The following is an 18,106-nucleotide window of genomic DNA, read 5'->3' on the forward strand; positions in this document are numbered from 1 at the left end:
CGATTGCGTGCTTGCTGATTCATTTCGTAAAAAGGGACTGTACTCTTCTGCACCAGCATGCAGGAGTACAGCCCCTTTTTCACTTGAAATGCTTTTACGGCCATCACCGAAAACTAAGCGTATTTCCACTAAATCCAAGGGGATCTCGTCTTTGGCATCCGGATAGTTAGCACGGTTATTTCTCGGCTGGAGTCGCCTGTTCCTTGACCGGTATTGTGGCGGGTTTGCGAATCGTGGACGCCGCATCGGCATCCCGTATCCATAACGCCGCGCCTGCACCGATGAGCAGGAAGCCAGCGGCCCCAAGCAATGCTGCTCGATATGCCGTCAGATTCGGCCCCAACTCCCCCGCCGCGTTTACGGTCTCCGTTCCAACGGCAGCCAAGATGCCTGATAGAACAGCCAGCCCGATGGCGGGACCAAGTCTGTTCTGCACCGTAAACCAGGTGGAAGCGCGCCCCATCGAAGCAGGCGGGATGGTGGCGAAGGCAGCGATTTGAACGGATCCCACGGTCTGACCAAGGAAAATGCCGACGCCAAACAGCAGGGCCTGTATAAACCACGGATTCGTCCCGGCGTCCACCATGCTGAGCATAATAAAAATCAGCGCGGTTGCCGCAAATCCCATGATGATCACTCGCCTAGGGCCCATCCTTGGATACGTCCAGGGTACGAGCTGCGAGGCAACCATCAGCCCGATGGCTTCGGGAAACGTCGTCAGCCCCGTATCCAAGGCGGAGACGTGCAGGGCGTTCTGATACATCAAGGGAAATACGTAGAGCATGCCCAGCAGACCTGCAGATGCACACATTGCGATGATACCTGACGTTCGGAACAAGCGATTGCCCAGCAGCCGCAAATCCAGCAGCGGTTTCGCAGCCCTTAGCTCCACCTTCACCAGAGCAGACAACAGCAGGATGCCAGCCAGGCCGGCGCCCCATACCCGCGGGGCGTCCCACCCGTGCAGCGGCCCCTGGCTCAAGGCGAACATCAGCAGGGCAAGACCCGGCGCGGACAGCAGCAAGCCCGGCACGTCCAGCTTGCCGGCATCCGGCTCCCGATGCTCCTTCAGCCAGAATAAACCAAACACGAGAGCGGGAATGCCGATCGGCAAGCTCACGAAGAAGATCCACCGCCACGTCAAATATTCAAGAAGCAGCCCGCTCACAACCGGGCCGATTGCAGGCGCAATCGCGATAGGCAGGATGAGCGCCCGGGAGATTTTCGCGCGCTCCTGCGGCGGGAACATGCGGAACAGCATCGCCATGCCGACCGGGGTCAGCAAGCCGCCGCCGATGCCTTGGATTACGCGAAAAAGCGTCAACGCAGCCAAGCTGTCTGCAGAGCTGCACAATACGGATGCTCCGGTAAAAAGGCCCAGTGCCAGGAGAAACGTACGCTTCGTTCCCCATGTATCGCCAAGCCAGCCCGCCATCGGCAGAACGATGGCCAAGCTGACCAAATAACCGACATTCAGCACGCCTGAAGCCGCAGGGGGCACTTCAAGCTCCCGGCTGATCGTCTGAAGCGCCACGTTCAGCACGGTGGCGTCCATGGCAACCACAAACATCGCGGCCACATAGACGATGCATACTACTTTTTTTGGATTCAGCCCTTGGCTCATGGTCCAGGTTCCGGTATTGTCCCCGCATCGGCATACAAGCTCCGCGGCCGTAAATCGACCCATTTCTCGTTGATATAGGCGACGCATTCCTCCCGTGTGCCAAGTCCCAAAACCTGGTTCCAGCCGGCCGGAATAGCCGCGAACGCCGGCCAGAGCGAATATTGGCCCTCGTGGTTCATCAGTACAAGAAACTTGCCGTCGGCTTGCTCAAAAGGATTGGTCATAGATCAGTTCCCTCCTGTCCCTCGTTGTCTCTGTTTTAGATGCCATTACCTCAAGCTTGTTTAGAATAGTCTTGCCGATCTCATCCAGAGGTCCCGGCTGGCATAAATCCTTATGACGGCATTCGATATCGTGCCGCTTGATTTTGCCGCCTACGTAAGGCTCCCACATCTCCGGGTCGATGGGGTCAAACCAATCCGGGATGATCGTGGAGTGGAAGAATAACATATCTCCCTCAAACCGCTTCGGAACGTAAGCCTTTAGCAGTTGAACCGAATTTTCATAGGTCGTCTTCAGATTCATGATCGTTTCTTCCTCAAGGGACGAGAGCGCGCTGCTCTCGTTACGCAGCAGTTCAAGGGCAGCCGTTATGGTTAACGGCGCGTCTCCAAGCCCCGCTTCAATGCTCTCCCTGTCGAAGCCTCCAAGCGCCAGCAGCGCGGTCAAAGCCTCGTCTTCATCAGGTTTTTCCTTGATCGGCAAATAATGGCTCGGATAAGCATCCAATATGGCGAGCAATTCAATGTCCTCACCCGCTTCCTGCAGCTGTACCGCAATCGACTGAGCGACATTGCCGCCCAAGGACCAGCCGAGCAGCCGATATGGACCCGCTGGCTGTAGGGAGCGGATATGGCCGATGTAGTCTGCCGTCATCTCTTCCAGTGATCCCGGCAGCTCCTCAGCATGGGCAATGCCCCTTGCCTGCAAGCCGTAAATCGGATAATTCATGCCGAGATGCTTCATTAAACCAGCGTAGCACCAGCTTAATCCTCCTGCCGGATGCACGCAGAACAGCGGGGTTTGATCTCCATGCGACCGAAGCGGAAGCACGACCTGCAGCGCGCTGTTCCCGCCGCCCATCTCAAGCTTGTCGACTAGCCCCGCTACCGTCGGTGCTTCGAATAATGCTGCAATGCTCAATTCTTTGCCGAGCGCTTCGCGAACCCGGCTGATAAGCCGGACGGCCAGTAAGGAATGACCGCCGAGCTCGAAGAAACTGTCATCGATGCCGACCCGCTTGGCGCCGAGGATTTCGGCAAACAGCTCGCATAACACTTCCTCCTGCGGAGTTCGCGGATTGCGCCCATCCGCATCCGGCGACATCTCGGGGGCCGGCAGCGCTTTGCGATCCAGCTTTCCGTTAGGCGTAAGCGGCAGCTTGTCCATCATGACGAAAGCCCATGGCACCATGTAATCAGGAAGCAGCGAAGCGGCATAACGCCGCAGATCCGTACCCGAAGGCGACTCGCCGGGATTGCCGACGACATATGCCGCAAGCCGCTGGTCTCCGGGCTGATCCTCACGCACGATGACAGCCGCCTGCGAGAGTGCCTCATGACGCACGAGGACCGATTCGATTTCGCCAAGCTCGATCCGGAAGCCGCGTATTTTCACCTGATGGTCGGACCGTCCCAAATAATCCAGCGTGCCGTCGGCAAAACGTCTCGCCAAATCGCCGGTTCGGTACATTCTTGTCCCCGGCGGGCCGTATGGGTCGGCCACGAACCGGTCGGCGGTAAGGTCGGGCCGCCCCCAGTACCCGCGCGCCAATCCTGCGCCGGCAACATACATTTCCCCGATCACGCCGTACGGAACGGGCTGAAGCCTGTCATCTAGCACGTATACCCGCAGATCCGGGATCGCTTCGCCGATCAGGCTGCCGGCTCCCGGCAGCGCCAGGTTCCGGTTCAGCTCCATGTAACTGACATGCACGGTGGTTTCCGTTATGCCGTACATGTTGATCAGACGCGGGGCATCGTCGGCATGGCGCCGATACCAATCCGTAAGCCGGCCAAGTTCCAAGGCTTCGCCTCCGAACACAACGTACCTTAGCGACAACTGCCGACCCGTCTCCGGCTGCTCCCGATCCGCCTGAATCAAAGGATAGAACGCCGACGGCGTCTGATTCAACACGGTCACGCCTTCCCGGACCAGCAAGCTTAACATCTCTTCAGGCGATCGGCTGACCGTATGCGGAACCACAACGAGCCGGCCGCCATACAAGAGCGGGCCCCATATTTCCCACACCGAGAAATCGAAGGCATACGAATGGAACAAGGTCCATACATCGGTTTCATTAAACTGGAACCAATGCCGGGTGGAATCGAATAGCCTGACGACATTCTGATGCGGCACCAGCACGCCCTTCGGTTTGCCTGTGGAACCGGAGGTATAAATGATATAAGCGGCATTCTGCGGCATAAGCCGTCCAAGACGCTCACGGTCGCTTGGATTCTCCTTGGAATAACCCTGCCATTGCATAGCCTCTTCAGGTCCATCGATGACAACGCGCAGCCATTGTCCGAAACTCGGCAGCTGATCCATCGCGTGAACGCTCGTCATGACGCATACCGGACAAGCATTCTCCATCATGTAAGCCAATCGATCCTCCGGATACTCCGGATCCAGAGGCAGGTAAGCGGCCCCCGCTTTAAGCACGGCCAGAATGCAGACGACCATATCCACCGAACGCGGCAGTACGAGAGCTACGATCTGCTCCGTACCGACGCCGGAGGCAATCAAGAAATGGGCAAGCCGGTTGGCTCGCTCGTTCAGCTCCTCATAACTCATAGACTGGCCGTCATGGACAATCGCGACCGATTGAGGCGAGCGGCTGACCTGCGCTTCAAACCGCTCGGACAAAGTTGCCTGCTCGGTGACTGGCAGCGGCGCACTCCATTGTCGACGAATCTCCTCCTGTTCATCAACGGTTAGAATATCCAGTTTACTGATGGTTTTACTTGGTTCAACGACAGCACTTTCCAATACGCGCACGTATCGTTCCGCCATCGCTTCCGCCGTCCCGCGCTCAAACAAATCCGAGCTGAATTCAATGAAGCCGTCCACTCCGTCCGGCTCGCCGGTTTGATCCCGCCGCTCGGTCAGTTCGAAGGTTAAGTCGAACTTCGAAGTGCCCACGTTTTGCAGCTGCAGCTTCGAGCTGATTCCCGGAAGCTCAAGCGAAGTTTCCGGCGTGTTCTGCAGCACCAGCATCACTTGGAAGAGTGGATGTCTCGCCCGGGAACGCGGAGGATTCAGCGTCTCGACAAGCCGCTCGAACGGCACGTCCTGATGCTCGAAGGCTGCCAAGCTCTTTTCCCGCACCCGTCGCAGCAGCTCATCGAACGTCGGGTCGTTCGACGTATCCACGCGAAACACAAGGGTATTGATGAAGAAACCGATTAAATGATCCAGATTGTCGTCATTCCGACCCGATACGGGGCTACCGATCGGAATGTCCGTAACTGCACCCAGCTTCGTAAACAGCGCAGCCATCGCGGACTGAAATACCATGAATAAAGTCGCCCTGTTGCTCTGCGCGAGCCCATTCAACTGCTGATGCAGCTCACGGGATATCGAAAACGGCACGCTGCCGCCCTGATAGCTGGCCACGGCGGGCCGTGGAAAGTCGGTAGGCAGCTCCAATTGCTCCGGCAAGCCGGAAAGCGCTTCGGTCCAATATTCCAGCTGGCGGTCAATCAGGCTGTTCTCGTCGCCCGAGCGGCCAAACAGCTTCTGCTGCCACATGGCATAATCCGCATATTGTACCGGTAACGGAGTCCATGTCGGCTCTCTCCCCAGGCACCTTGCCGCATAGGCATCCGCTAGATCCCGCGTCAACGGGGTAAGCGACCAGCCGTCTCCGGCGATATGATGCAGCAGCAACAGCAGGACAAACTCTCGATCGCCCAGCTTAAACAGCTCTGCCCGAAGGGAAGTTTCTGCTGCAAGCTCGAAACGGTACCTGACGGCATCGGCCAATCGATCCGCAAGCTCCGCTTCGCGGATCTCGGTTACCATTAGCTCCGGCCGGGCCCTCTCGGCATCCAAAATGCGCTGATACGAAGCCCCGTCGTGTTCAGGATACACCGTGCGCAGCGACTCATGCCGAGCCACTACATCCCTCAGTGCCATGCGCAGCGATGCCAGATCGAGGTCACCCGACAAGCGGGCCACAAGAGGAATATTATAGGTTGGGCTCGGACCCTCCAACCGATATAAAAACCATAACCGCTGCTGCGCAAACGACAACGGCAAGCGCTCGCATCTTGCCGCGGGACGCACGGACTGTCTGGCTGCTTGCGCATGATCGAGCCGCTTAACGAGACTCGCGGCCGTTGACGATTCGAACAGGCTGCCAATGCCGAGCTCTGCGCCGAATGCTTCCCGGATACGGACCATGACCCGGCCGGCTAACAGGGAATGACCGCCAAGCTCGAAGAAATCATCGTCGATGGTAACCCTCGGCAAGCCCAGCACCTCGCCAAAAATCGTGCAAAGCATCTCCTCTTGCGGCGTTCGCGGCATACGCCCGGCCGCCAGCCGAATATCTGGCACGGGAAGCGCGTTGCGATCCACTTTCTTGTTCGGCGTGAGCGGCAGCGCTTCAAGGGGTACGATGACAGACGGCACCATATACTCGGCCAGTTTCTCTGCGGCATAGCTCCGTAAATCTGCCGAATCGATGGGATATGGCCAGTCTGACGACGGAACGATATATGCCGCAAGCCGGCGATCTCCGATCCGTTCCTCGCGAACCATGACAAAGGCCTGCTCCACTGCCGGATGTGCCACAAGCACGGACTCGATCTCGCCGGTCTCGATCCGGAAGCCGCGCAGCTTGATCTGATGGTCGGCGCGTCCCAAATAATCGATCCAGCCGTTCTCCTGCCAGCGGGCAAGGTCGCCTGTTCGGTACATCCGGGAGCCCGGGGGACCGTAAGGATCCGCGACAAACCGATCCGCCGTCAAGTCGGGTCTTCCCAAATACCCCCGGCCGAGTCCCAAGCCCGCAATATACAGCTCGCCCGTTACGCCTGGCGGAACCGGTGAGAGCGAAGAATCGAGCACATACAGTCTCGTATTCCACACCGGTCCTCCGATGGATGGCTTTTCTGGTGCTTGATCGAGTTTTGCCGCCGTCGAATATATCGTTGTCTCCGTCGGTCCATATTGATTGTTCACTTCGCAGTTCAGGTCTTGAAGCGCAAGCTTAAGACCGACCGGCAGCGCCTCGCCACCGGTAATGACTTTAAGCCGCTCAAATTTCCCTGGACGGCAAGCGACAATCGACTGCCATAACGTCGGGGTCGCCTGCATGATGGTCGTCCTCGTCTCCCGAATTCGACGAATGAGCGACGCTGCGTCGAGAATGGTATCCCGCATCACGATGTCGAGCGTCGAACCGCATGCCAGGGGCAGCAGCATCTCCATGACCGAGATATCGAATGACATCGTGGTGACCGACAGCCAGCGGTCCCACTCCCCGATGCCCAAACGCTCGCGCATATCCGACAGCAGATTGGCTAGGCCTTCGAACGTGAGCATGACCCCCTTGGGTCGGCCGGTTGATCCGGAAGTATAAATAACGTAGGACGGGTGAAGCGGCAGCAGCGGACGTACGCGATCAGCATCGACAGGATTATGAAAGGCCTGCTGCTCCAATCGCTGAAGGGTAGCCGCGGCATCCAACAGGATTACGTCCTTATCTTCCATGACAGCCGCGAAATGTTCAGACAGCTGCCGGGTCGTTATCAAGCATGCCGGGTTGGCATCGGCAAGCATATAAGCGATCCGATCATCCGGATAGTCCGGATCCAATGGTAAGTATGCCGCCCCGGCCTTATGCACGGCGAGGATGGCAACAAGCATATCCACCGACCGTGGCAGCGACAGGGCAACGATTCGCTCAGGCCCTATTTCCCGGGCAATCAGCAAGCGAGCCAGGCGATTCGCCCGCCTGTTCAAGTCCTCGTAACAAAGGGATAACCCTTCGCATATGACCGCTTCCGCCTGCGGCGTACGCGCAGCCTGCTCCTCGAATAATTGCGGCACGCTGAGCTGCGGCAAGGCGCGGGTCGTATCGTTCCACTGAACGAGCACCTTCTCGCGTTCGTCCGGCAAAATATAGTCCAAGCCCCCGACGGGATCATTCGGCTCCGCTTCAGCAAGGCTGTCCAGCAGATACAAATAGCGTTGTAAATGGGACTCTAACTCATCTGCGCCGTAAATCAGCGGATTGGCATCCATGTCGATTCTCAGCCCGTGCCCGCCCAATCCGCCGTACACGTTCATCGTCAAATCATCCACGGGACCGGACGCAAGATTACGGACGCTGCCTCGGAAACCGCCAACATTCAATTCTTCCGCGAAAGGCATCACATTCACGAGCGGTCCGAATAACCTGCGGTTGTCCGCAAGCAGCTTGAGATCACGCCGGATGTCCTGATGCCTGTAGCGCTGATGCCGCTTGATTTCGCGATTCTCCCGTGCGACCTGCCGCAGCAGATCGATCAGGGTCATATCGGGCCTGACGCGCACCCGGAACGGCAGCAAATTCATGACCATGCCCGGAATGCGGATGGATGACGAGCCTAAGCGGCACATCACCGGCAATCCAAGCACAACCTCCTCGGCGCTTGTTATACGATGGACAAATAGAGCCGCAGCAGCCGCAATCACATCCGGCCAGCTTGTCCCTGCAGCTTGCGCTGCCGCCTGCAAGCGTTGCATTGTAGATGCCGGAAGCTGCGCCGAACGGCGCAGGAAGCTCCGCGCCGAACGCTGTGCCTGTCCCCCTAAGCTGACCACCTCCGGCTCATCGGCAAAGCGCTGCAGCCAGAATTGGCGGTCCGAGTCGAGCTGTTGCGACATGCGGTATGACGCATCTTCTTCCAGAATCGTCCGGAACCTGCCGAACGCGCCTATGCCGGATGTGATCCCGCCCGTTAAGTCCGTGTAGACCTCGGAAACTTTTTGCAGCAGAAGCGATACGCCGAATCCATCGATCGCGATATGATGAATGCGTTGGTACCAATAGTAGCGATCGGCGGCGAGCTTGAACAGCGCCTCCGTAAACAGCGGTCCTCGGCTTAGATCGATAGCTTGGGCAAGGTCATGCTCCATCCAGCTTTGGGCAGCAAGATGAGGATTCTCCTTCCCGCTGACATCCATCACATGTAGAGGCCAGTCAGAAGACGGATCGATCGACTGCCAAGGACCGTCCGCATCTTCGCCGAAGCGGGCAAACAGGGCATCGGCCTCCCCCACCACCTGGCGCAAGGCCTTCTCGAAGAGAACCGGATCTACAGGTCCCCGAATCTCAATGCATTCCGCCGTGTTGAATATCGGATTGTCGGGGTCCAGCTGCTGGGCATACCATATCCCCAACTGCGCTCCGGACAGGGACCAGCGCTCCCTCTTTTGCTCAAGCATACGAATTCCCTCCTTTTACACCGTATAGTAATCATAATTGGGCGGTGACACCCGCACGTTCTGCTTGTCCGACAGCAATCCCCACCAGCCCGCCAGTGTTGGCTGCTCGGCCAACTCCACATAGCTGATATCCAAGCCCTCGCGCCGGAAGCGCTCGGCCAAACTCATGATGCGAATGGAATCCAGTCCCCAGTATTCAATCAAATGGTCATCCTCGCCGATGCTCGACGGCCGTTCCTGCAGCAATTCCGCTACGTTCTCTCGCAACGTCTGCAGCGTGAGCGGCGATTGCTCCTCCACAGCATCTGCGGGTCTTCCCTCTCCGGTTGGAGCTTCGGAACGACCCGAGACGGGGTGACGCGCTGGAGTCAGCGAAGCGATCAGTCGTTCCGTGGTCAGCGTAACGGCGCAGCGTTCCGCTGCATACACAAGTGCCAGACGGTGCTTCTCTAACGAGAAATCCGCAAGGGCATCCGCAATGAAGAACGGCTGTATGTCTTTCATGAAAGCTTCGCCGGCGGTCAACAGACAGCCGATGTGAGCATAGATCCCGCAGATCATCAACTGGTCGCGGCCTAGCTCGCGCATGATTTCATGCAGATCGGTCTTCTGAAAGGCGCTGTACCTCCATTTGGTCAACAGCATATCCCGTTCCGACGGCGCTACCGCATCCACGAACTTTTTCTGGTATGGACCGTCGTTGATGCCGGATCCCCAGAAATCCTGCAGCAGGCCGCGCTGCTCCGGTGCCTGACCCCCGGGCTGGGCCGAATAGATCACGGGAATGCCTAGCTCCGCGCAGCAGGAACGCAGCTTCTGAATATGGGCGATCAGTTCCACGACCGGCGATTGATCAGGCGTGAACGCGTCGATGAAATATTGCTGCATATCGTGGATGAGCAGCACGGCACGGTTCGGATCCGCCGTCCATGCTACCTTGTTCTTGGGCAGGTCGGTCTCCCCTGGCATGGGATAAGGTAAAATCTTAGGAAGTGCCATCCATATCTCCTCATTTCGATGTTATTTGGAAAGTTTCAGCCGTGCGTCCTGATTCTGAGCCGCGAGCTCCCGCAGCTGCTTTTTGCTTACTTTGCCGACACCCGTGTGGGGGAAGGAATCCATAAATTCCACCCGATCCGGGATTTTGTACGCAGCGAGCCCTCTATTTCTGAGAAACGCCTTCAGCTCATTGCCGCTAACCGCGCCATGATGAACGATAACGAAGGCGCAGGTCCGCTCGCCCAGATACTCGTCCGGCATCGCGACCACGGCAGCATCGTGCACGCTGGGATGGGCAAGCAGATGGTTCTCTACCTCTTCGGCCGCAACCTTGTCGCCCCCGCGGTTAATTTGATCCTTGGAACGGCCTTGGATCACCAGATAACCTGAAGGCGTCATGCTGGCAAGGTCACCCGTGCGATAGAAGCCGTCCGTGGTAAAAGCCTTCTCGTTATGCTTGTCCGCTTTATAGTAGCCGCGAATCGTATAAGGCCCCCGTGTCAGCAATTCCCCGACTTCGCCGGGGGCTACCTCGACATCATCCTCATCGACCAGCCTCACTTCATCGTAAGGAGACATGGGACGCCCCTGCGTATGCACCGTTATGTCTTCGGGATCATCCAGCCGGGTATAGTTCACCAAGCCTTCCGCCATCCCGTACACTTGCTGCAGCTTGCATCCCAGCACCGTTTGCACGCGTTTGGCCGCCTCCGCACTGAATTTGGCCCCGCCTACCTGCAGCACCTGCAGATTGGAGAGGTCTTCGGAACGGGATGGTGCCGATTCAAGCCAAATCAGGGCCAGGGGCGGAACGACCGCCGTTATCGTGACGCCTTCGGAGGCGATCAGCGGAAATGCCGCATCCGGACTCGCTGACCGGGCAAGAACAACCCTGCCTCCGGCATACAGCGTCCCCAGCACGCCCGGCGAGCTGAGCGGGAAATTATGCGCGACGGGAAGTACCGCCAAATAAACGCTATCCTTATCCAGCGAGCAGATTTCGGCGCTCATGCGCAAGCTGTAGATATAGTCGTCATGCGTGCGCGGAATGAGCTTCGGCAGTCCGGTCGTCCCGCCCGACAGCTGGAGAAACGCGACATCACCGGGATTAGGGCCTTCCGCGTCTGATCCGTGCGAAGAGCACTCCAAATCATCGAGGTACAAATCGTCCAGGGATACGAACGCCCCCGGACCCGGGTCGCCGGCTACGATGACATGGCGGAGGGAAGGGACCGCTGCCTGAACCTGAGCCGCCAGGTCGCGATAGTCGAAGCCCGATTCCATATCGGGAATGATATACGCGGCGGCTTCGCTAAAGCCGCATAGATATACGATTTCGTTCCGGCGGTGAACGGGCAGAGCGAAGACGGGAAGCGCCCCTATGCGGAACAGCGCGAATATCGTATCGAAAAATGAAGCGATGTTCGGCAGCTGAACGATAACCCGTTCCTGTGCCTTAATGCCGAGCTTAAGAAATCCCGCGGCCAATCGATCCACCCGGTTGTCCAGTTCGGCGTAGCTTATGTGCCGGTCGCCGCACACGACCGCAACCCGTTCCCCATGCGCTGCAGCCCGTTTACGCAAGAGCTCTCCAAAGGTTTCGCCCTGCCAGCAGCCTGCCTCCCGGTAGCGGGCGGCAAATTCCTCCGGCCAAACCTTACAACCTGCCAACATTCCTCATTCCTCCTCCAACATCGTTGTTTGTTGTTCATTCAAACCCATCGCGGCCAGAATCGTGCGGAATTTGGCCGAAGTCTCGGCCAGCTCCGCCTCCGCTATGGAACCGGTCACGATTCCTGCGCCTGCGAACACCCGCAATAAGGTTCCTTCCGTTTCTGCGCAGCGAATCGTCACCGCCCACTCGCCATCCCCGTTGGCATCCGACCAACCGACGGCTCCCGAGTAGAAGCCGCGATCGAACGGCTCGATCTCTTGTATGGCATCCCGGGCCACATCGGTCGGCGTGCCGCAGATTGCCGGCGTCGGATGCATGGCCAGGGCAAGCTCCAATGACGTTACCGATTCATCCTTCAGGACGCCATTGATTTCGGTGGATAGATGCCACATGGCTTTGGTCTGTACGAGCGAAGGTTCGGCGGGAACCTCCAGCTTGCTGCAATAAGGCTGCAAGGCCGATGCCACGGCATCGATTACGATGGCATGCTCATATCGGTCTTTGGCGGATGACAGCAGGGCTGCCGCCCGCCGCCGATCTTCAGCGGGATCGGCGCTTCGTGCCGCAGAACCCGCCAATGGATTTCCTTTGATTCGCGAACCTTTCTTCGTAATTAAGAGTTCGGGGCTTGCGCCAAACAGCGTCCGGGTGGATGCAACGGCATCCGGGCTTGAAGTGTGGGACACTTCGGGTGCCAACGGTACGGCAAACGTGTAGCCATGGGAGTGGTGATACGCTAAATGAGTCAATATCTGTGGAATGGACAGGGCATGAGGAAGCGTGATATCCAGCGTGCGGGAAAGCACCGCTTTATGGAGTTTCTTTTGAGAAATGAGGTCCAGCAGCCGGTTCACGCCTTCCTTGAACGCCGTCGGCTCCGGAACGGAAAGCACGTTGTAACTGGAAGTTCGGGGCATTTCCGGATCCTTGCCTTCAGAGAATAGAAGGGAATCGTGCCACTGGGCCGAAAGCGGAATAAACAGACTGGCCGGTTTTTGAATGTCAAAAGGTATGGCGCCAACAACAACGGCATCCCGCCGTCCCGCTTGCTTTGCGAATTCCAGCAATTCACGGACGCGTTCCGGCAGCGTTCTGTGCCCGGTCCCCGAGGGAACCGGCAGTCTTGAGTACTCTCCATGCGTTAACAGCGTCTTGCGAGGGGATGAGAAGAAGAAAGACGAACCGACCTGGTATTGTTCCATAAGTTGCGCAGCCTCCGCTGCGGTTGGAGCATCATAGTGTAACATTTCAGTCTCCTCTCTGCTTATGAGCCTACCTAGTATATTGAATTTAGAAAATCATCAAGCATGAAAACCCGTAAATGCTCAGCATCCCAACGTCGCGCCGCCATCCACGCATACGTCCTGCATCGTCATGTGCCCGGCCCGGTCGGATACAAGGAAAACGACCGCATCCGCAATGTCCGAAGGGAGCGCGATTTTGCCAAGCGGTATGCCGAGGCGGAAGGAGTCAGGCGCCCCCTCGATAATGGACCTTGCACCATGATCATCCTGCCATAACAAACGCTGCATTTCGGTATCCGTAGAGCCGGGGGAAACCACGTTACAGCGGATATGATGGCGGGCATATTCGAGCCCCAGGCATTTCGTAAACATCGTGGACGCTGCTTTGGAGGCGGCATAGGCCGACATCTGCGACCGCGGAACCTTGGACGCATTCGAGCCTACCGTCACGATAGCTCCGGAATGTCGGCTCGCCATGCGTCGCACGACGGAGCGTGACGTGTAGAATACGCCGTGGGTATTGACGTTGAAGTGGGCCTGCCAATCCTCGTCGGTGAGCGACTCGACCCCACCGACCCGCAGCACTCCCGCTACGTTGACGAGAATCTCGATCGGTCCGAGCTCATCCTCAACCCGTTCGACCATCGCTTCAACCTCGGCACTGCGGCTCACATCCGCCTTGTAAGCCGCGGCATGAACGCCTGAGCCGGATAGGTCGGCCGCAAGGCGAAGCAGCTCGGCCTCCTTCCGGTCGCAGGCCGCTACAACGGCTCCTTGCCGGGCAAGGGCACGTGCCACCGCTTCGCCTATTCCTTGGGCGGCACCGGTCACGAGCGCTACTTTCCCTCTAATGCCTGTGCTCTCCATGGTGATCACCTCCTTCGTGTTCAGGGTGAAGGGCAAACCGTAATGCTCTGCTGATGAGGACTGGCAGCACGGATAGATGCCCTTCCCCCTCAAACTCCTTGAATTCGGCATGCATGCCGTACTCGGACAGAACAGCCAGACGTTCGGCGAGCTCAGATGAGCGGATGCAATTGCCGGTGACGTGGGGCCTTTCGAGCTCTCCTGCGCCAAGCAGCAGCCGAACAGGATAAGGTTGTTCCTTGACCTGATCGGCATAGCGCTGCTCCAGCTCGCGTAAACACTCCGAATTCCAGTGAATAGAAGGGCTGCCGGCGATGTAACACGAGAAAGCCTGCGGTTTGCTGAACATGGCATAAAGCGTAAACAGCCCGCCGAGGGAATGGCCGAATATCGTCTGGCGATGCCGGTCAATGTTGAACTCGCCCTCGATCTGCGGTTTCAGCTCCTCCTCGATGAATTGCAGAAACTCAGCCGCTCCCCCCTGCTCCGGCACGGAATCCCCGTCCAGCTTGTTCCTGAACTTCGTGTTTGGATAGGGCGTGTAATCATAGAACCGGTCCGAAGCATACTGCCCCTCCGTCTCGTAACCGATGCCTACAACAACTGCCGGCAATATCCCGGTTTTGTCCGGCCTGTGGCACTGCAGGCGCAGCATCTCGACCATCGTGTGAAACACGCTGTTGCCGTCCAGTAAATAGATGACCGGATATCCGGACGGCGGGGCCGGTCCCGTCGGCTGTGCCGTAATGATTCGATAGCGGCGCCCGCCCCTCGAGTGCATCACCCAATGCTCCGCACGGGCCAGCACCACGCTGTGCCTCATCATGTCTACGGAAGTCGTATGATGGCTCATATGTTCCTCCTATTGACCCGTAATGGAGCGAACGACGTCATCCACGATTTTCTCGTAAGCGATCAGGCCGCTTCCCAGCCAGTATTCGTTATCGGCTTCATAGACCTGACCGTTCTTGACCGCGGACATGCCTTTCCAGATTGGGCTTTCCGTCATTTCCTTCATGCGTTCCGTTCCTTGATCATAGGCGTTGATGACAAATATATAGTCTGCATCGAGCTGCGGGAGTATTTCCAGCGATATGTTAGCTGCATTCTCGTTCTCGACCAGCTTGGACTTGCCCAGTCCCAGGTCCTGATGGATGACATATCCGCACAGGTAATTTCCGCCCATCAAACTGACTCCCCTTGGTGCGAAACGGATAATGGCCACGTTCTTGTCCCCCACCACGGAACTCAGCTTCGACTTCGCTTCGCTTGCTTTTTGCTGATAATTTTTCAAGGCGGTCTCGGCCTCCGGCGCTTTCCCAAGCAGATCGCCCAAGGTGGTCAGCGATTTCTCGACATTCCCGGAAGCATTTTTGAACACGTACGTTGGCGCGATTTTGGCGTATTTCTCATAGGTGCCGTCCGCCGCGTAAGTCTCGGTGTGAAGCACGATAAGATCCGGTTCGTAGGACATCAGGGCCTCCGGCGAAGGCAAGCCTCCCGAAAAATCGATCAGGGGAATGCCGTCCAGCTCCTCCTGCAAATAAGAGTGTCCCAGCTTGCCGTTGGCCCATTGGGCAACGGGCTTCACGCCGAGCTTCAGCAAGGAATCTTCCATGTTCGGCGCAAATACCTTGTTCACCTCGGCCGGAATCTTCACTTCGTGCCCGAGCTCATCCGTTACCGTACGTTCCTCTTTCGTCGACGTCTCCTCACGATTCGTCCCTGGTTCCTCCGTCGATTTTTGGCTACTCCCTGCTTTGCCGGACGTCTCCACCGCTGCGGTCTTCGCTGCCTCTTGATCGCCATCCGTCGCTCCGGTCTCCGCCTTATCCCCGCAGCCTGACAGCAAGCCTATGATGACGGCACAACACGCAAGTGCCGCTATATTGATCCTCCAAATTCTCTTTCCACGATTGAAACGTTTAGCCACAATGTATCTCCTCCTGTGATAATGATTCTCAATTAAGACGAGTATATATTACGTAGCAAACGATTCACCATGGCTTTTATCCAGAACTCCGTTTGGACTATCTCCTGTAAACAGCAGCATCGCCTCGTCCAGCATTCTCGTCACGGCAAGCGCGGAGTATTCGAACCAAGGATCGGACGAGATCGTGTAGACCCTTCCTTGCGCGACGGCTCTAAGCTTATGCCACTCGGCGGAATGCTGGAGCGCGAGCCAATAGCGTCGCGATGCAGCTTCCGGGCATACCGCGATCAGAATTCGGTCCGGATCGCACTGCAGCAAATCATCCATCGTTATTTGCTGATTCCGGCTGGCATGGGATCGGCAAGCTCGCTTGAGCTGCAAATCCTGAAACAGCACTTCCTCAAGCCCCCGGTTACCGTAGGAATAGAGATTTTGTCCATATATCCGCAGCGCGGCAACACGATCATTCCCCACCACTTCCTGCATTCGCGAGCGTGCATGCGCCACTTTCCGCTCATACTGCCCGATCCAGGATTGTGCCTGTTCTTCCTTGTTCAGGAATGCCGCGATCATCTCCAGCTGCTTCTTCCAACCTGCATGGGACGGAACAATGAAGGTGGGGGCAATAGGCTCCAGCTTGGCGATTTCCTCTACACCGAGGTGATCCATGCCGATTATGACGTCGGGTTTGGCGCGGAACAGCTGCTCGATGTTCTCCTCAAAGCGGCTGTCCGGATAAGGATTCGTCAATTTCAAACGCGACTTGATCTCCGAGTTGTAGGCATTGTAATAAAACGGGGTCCACTTCGCATCAAGCGGCGCGGCGGCTGGAATGACGTTCAGCGCCACCAGCTGCCCGATGATCGAAGAAGAACAGGCCGCGATCAGCTGCCTCGAATTTCGGGCATATTCCGATGGCGACATGCCCACCTTCTTCTTAAAAATCCGGCTGAAATAGAACTCGTCCTTATAACCAACCTTCTGTGCGATATCCCGAAGCCGATCGTCCGATTCGGCCAAGTAACGCTTGGCGTGATTCATGCGAACATGCGTCAGGTAATCAATCGTGGTCTGGCCGAATGTCTTCTTGAACAGGTCCACGAAATACTTGGGACAGATATTAGCCATTCCGGCCAGTTGGCCAATGGTTAACGCCTCGTGATAATGGCTGTCGATGTACTCCTTGATCTCCACCAGGCTGGTTTTTCCGCTACGATCCGAATCCGATGCGCTATCTATGTTCAGTTCTTCTTCCGTACACATGAGTTGCCTCCTTTTTTCGATAAAACGATATGCAGGCGTGTTTTCGCTCCAATGATTGATAATGATTATCATTTTCATTGATAAAAATAGCATGCCGCTTCTATCGTGTCAATCCAAATCTGGAAGGATATGCTTGTCTTCATCTTCTTAGAGAATGCGTTAACCGGCTCCCATTCACGCAAAAAACCCGCCCTCAGGCACTTTTTTTCAAGTGCCCTATGGCGGGTTCTCGCTTCTGCAATATTCAATTTTTACGACAAGCAGTATTTCACCAGCGCCTCGTGTACGCCGTCCTCGTTATTCGAAGCCGTTACCGCATTGGCGGCGGCCTTGACCTCTACCGGCGAATTATCCATCGCAATGCCCATACCTGCGTAAGTGAGCATCGTAATATCGTTGAAGTAATTGCCGATGGCCAGCACTTCGTCCGGCCGATAGCCTCTTTTGGCTGCCAGCTGCTTCAGCGCATTTCCCTTGGATGCTTGGCTGTGCATCAGGTCGATAAAGAACTCGCCGCTTCGCAGCATGTTGAAGGGCAGGGTCCACTTGCTCCAATCCGCATAAACGCGGTCGATATCGGCGGATTCGCCGAATACCGTAAATTTCACGACCGGGTCCGACAGCTCCTCCCATGACGGCAGATTGCTTGGCAGCATTAAATAGTTTTCGTACATCGAACGTACCGGTCCGGCAAGCTCATCCACCTGGTCCACGTACATCTCGAAGGCGGTATTCACGTCAAAATGCACCCCGTGCTCACGGCAATATTTCATGAAGGGTTCCAGCTGACCCGGGTCCATGCCGAACTGATGCACGATGTGATGGGTCTCCACTTCGACCGTTGCCGCTCCGTTATGACTGATGACATAACCGCCAAGACCCATGCTTTTCATGAAAGGAATCGAATTCAGCGGCCCTCTGCCCGTGCACAGTACGATCTCTACCCCTTGTTTTGCGGCTTCCATCACGGTATTCCTAGTCTTCTCCGTAATTTCGTGATGATCATTCAGCAGCGTTCCGTCTACGTCAAGCGCAACCAATTTGTATCCCATTCTCCATCCATC

The 18,106-nt window shown here is 56.9% G+C and carries 11 protein-coding genes; all 11 read right to left on the reverse strand.

Annotation, left to right across the window (positions count from 1 at the left end; translation table 11 throughout):
• Positions 1-175: 175 nt before the first annotated feature.
• The 11 genes from GYMC10_RS22560 to GYMC10_RS22610 all read right to left on the reverse strand — a co-directional run bounded on the left by GYMC10_RS22560 (position 176) and on the right by GYMC10_RS22610 (position 18,094).
• On the reverse strand, positions 176-1,624 hold the full coding sequence (locus GYMC10_RS22560; RefSeq protein ID WP_015736668.1) for an MDR family MFS transporter: 1,449 nt from the start codon (positions 1,622-1,624) through the stop codon (positions 176-178).
• The gene (locus tag GYMC10_RS22565; RefSeq protein WP_015736669.1) at positions 1,621-1,848 is read right to left on the reverse strand and encodes an MbtH family protein; all 228 of its coding nucleotides are present in this window, start codon (positions 1,846-1,848) and stop codon (positions 1,621-1,623) included. The genes GYMC10_RS22560 and GYMC10_RS22565 overlap by 4 nt, the downstream gene beginning before the upstream one ends.
• The gene (locus GYMC10_RS22570) at positions 1,832-9,061 is read right to left on the reverse strand and encodes an amino acid adenylation domain-containing protein (RefSeq protein WP_015736670.1); all 7,230 of its coding nucleotides are present in this window, start codon (positions 9,059-9,061) and stop codon (positions 1,832-1,834) included. Before GYMC10_RS22570 ends, GYMC10_RS22565 begins: the two co-directional genes overlap by 17 nt.
• 15 nt (positions 9,062-9,076) lie before the next feature.
• Positions 9,077-10,060 carry an isochorismatase family protein gene (locus GYMC10_RS22575; protein ID WP_015736671.1) on the reverse strand — a complete coding sequence of 328 codons (984 nt, stop codon included), beginning with the start codon at positions 10,058-10,060 and terminating at the stop codon, positions 9,077-9,079.
• 21 nt (positions 10,061-10,081) lie between these two features.
• Positions 10,082-11,734, reverse strand: coding sequence for a (2,3-dihydroxybenzoyl)adenylate synthase (locus tag GYMC10_RS22580; RefSeq protein ID WP_015736672.1), 1,653 nt, complete (start codon positions 11,732-11,734; stop codon positions 10,082-10,084).
• Between the two features lie 3 nt (positions 11,735-11,737).
• Positions 11,738-12,982, reverse strand: coding sequence for an isochorismate synthase DhbC (gene dhbC / locus GYMC10_RS22585; RefSeq protein WP_015736673.1), 1,245 nt, complete (start codon positions 12,980-12,982; stop codon positions 11,738-11,740).
• Between the two features lie 78 nt (positions 12,983-13,060).
• Positions 13,061-13,846: a 2,3-dihydro-2,3-dihydroxybenzoate dehydrogenase gene (locus tag GYMC10_RS22590; protein ID WP_015736674.1), complete on the reverse strand. Its 786-nt coding sequence runs from the start codon at positions 13,844-13,846 to the stop codon at positions 13,061-13,063.
• Entirely contained in the window at positions 13,827-14,699 is an 873-nt protein-coding gene (locus GYMC10_RS22595) for an alpha/beta hydrolase (RefSeq protein WP_015736675.1), read from the reverse strand. Before GYMC10_RS22595 ends, GYMC10_RS22590 begins: the two co-directional genes overlap by 20 nt.
• A gap of 9 nt (positions 14,700-14,708) precedes the next feature.
• Positions 14,709-15,779, reverse strand: coding sequence for an ABC transporter substrate-binding protein (locus tag GYMC10_RS22600; RefSeq protein ID WP_015736676.1), 1,071 nt, complete (start codon positions 15,777-15,779; stop codon positions 14,709-14,711).
• A 48-nt stretch (positions 15,780-15,827) separates the two neighbouring features.
• Positions 15,828-17,042, reverse strand: coding sequence for an ABC transporter substrate-binding protein (locus tag GYMC10_RS22605; RefSeq protein ID WP_015736677.1), 1,215 nt, complete (start codon positions 17,040-17,042; stop codon positions 15,828-15,830).
• A gap of 251 nt (positions 17,043-17,293) precedes the next feature.
• The gene (locus GYMC10_RS22610; RefSeq protein ID WP_015736678.1) at positions 17,294-18,094 is read right to left on the reverse strand and encodes a Cof-type HAD-IIB family hydrolase; all 801 of its coding nucleotides are present in this window, start codon (positions 18,092-18,094) and stop codon (positions 17,294-17,296) included.
• Positions 18,095-18,106 lie beyond the last annotated feature (12 nt).

Origin of the sequence: Paenibacillus sp. Y412MC10 (assembly GCF_000024685.1) — a bacterium.
GTDB lineage: Bacteria > Bacillota > Bacilli > Paenibacillales > Paenibacillaceae > Paenibacillus_AQ > Paenibacillus_AQ lautus_A.

Excerpts from the sequence above, each read along its gene's own strand:
- GYMC10_RS22560 (WP_015736668.1), bottom strand. The coding sequence starts at position 1,624 with ATGAGCCAAGGGCTGAATCCAAAAAAAGTAGTATGCATCGTCTATGTG.
- GYMC10_RS22565 (WP_015736669.1), bottom strand. The coding sequence starts at position 1,848 with ATGACCAATCCTTTTGAGCAAGCCGACGGCAAGTTTCTTGTACTGATG.
- GYMC10_RS22570 (WP_015736670.1), bottom strand. The coding sequence starts at position 9,061 with ATGCTTGAGCAAAAGAGGGAGCGCTGGTCCCTGTCCGGAGCGCAGTTG.
- GYMC10_RS22575 (WP_015736671.1), bottom strand. The coding sequence starts at position 10,060 with ATGGCACTTCCTAAGATTTTACCTTATCCCATGCCAGGGGAGACCGAC.
- GYMC10_RS22580 (WP_015736672.1), bottom strand. The coding sequence starts at position 11,734 with ATGTTGGCAGGTTGTAAGGTTTGGCCGGAGGAATTTGCCGCCCGCTAC.
- dhbC (WP_015736673.1), bottom strand. The coding sequence starts at position 12,982 with ATGTTACACTATGATGCTCCAACCGCAGCGGAGGCTGCGCAACTTATG.
- GYMC10_RS22590 (WP_015736674.1), bottom strand. The coding sequence starts at position 13,846 with ATGGAGAGCACAGGCATTAGAGGGAAAGTAGCGCTCGTGACCGGTGCC.
- GYMC10_RS22595 (WP_015736675.1), bottom strand. The coding sequence starts at position 14,699 with ATGAGCCATCATACGACTTCCGTAGACATGATGAGGCACAGCGTGGTG.
- GYMC10_RS22605 (WP_015736677.1), bottom strand. The coding sequence starts at position 17,042 with ATGTGTACGGAAGAAGAACTGAACATAGATAGCGCATCGGATTCGGAT.
- GYMC10_RS22610 (WP_015736678.1), bottom strand. The coding sequence starts at position 18,094 with ATGGGATACAAATTGGTTGCGCTTGACGTAGACGGAACGCTGCTGAAT.